This window comes from Thalassolituus sp. UBA2009, from assembly GCF_002335285.1.
Classification (GTDB): Bacteria; Pseudomonadota; Gammaproteobacteria; order Pseudomonadales; family Oceanobacteraceae; genus Venatoribacter; species Venatoribacter alkanivorans.
This window is the reverse complement of the sequence record NZ_DDCJ01000088.1, coordinates 14,069-14,634: the sequence shown is the minus strand read 5'-3', so window position 1 is coordinate 14,634 and position 566 is coordinate 14,069. Positions and strand designations below refer to the sequence as shown.

The 566-nt window shown below is 51.8% G+C and carries 1 pseudogene; it reads left to right on the top strand.

What is annotated here, in order from left to right:
- Window positions 1-566, top strand: a pseudogene (locus B3P58_RS10830) (isocitrate lyase); the annotation flags it as partial.

The window sequence follows — 566 nt, the reverse complement described above, 5'->3', positions numbered from 1 at the left end:
TACCTGCTGGCTAAGAAAATGATCGAAGCGGGTGCTTGTGCACTGCAGATCGAAAACCAGGTTGCTGATGAGAAGCAGTGTGGTCACCAGGACGGTAAAGTGACTGTTCCACACGCTGACTTCCACTCTAAAATCCGCGCTCTGCGTTACGCTTTCCTGGAAATGGGTGTTGACGACGGTATCATCGTTGCACGTACCGACTCCGAAGGTGCTGGCCTGACCAAGCAGATCGCTGTTGTGAACGAGCCAGGTGACGAAGGCGACATCTACAACTCCTTCCTGGACGTTGAAGAAGTAACTCCTGAAGAAACCAAAGCGGGTGACGTACTGATCAGCCGTGATGGCAAACTGGTTCGTCCTAAGCGTCTGGCTTCTGGTCTGTTCCAGTTCCGTGAAGGTACTGGCCATGAGCGTTGCGTATTCGACTGTATCCACGCTATCAACGCTGGTGCTGACCTGCTGTGGATCGAAACTGCGATCCCAACTGTTCACGAAATCCGTGACATGATGAACGACGTTCGTAAAGTTCACCCAGATGCGAAACTGGTTTACAACAACTCTCCATC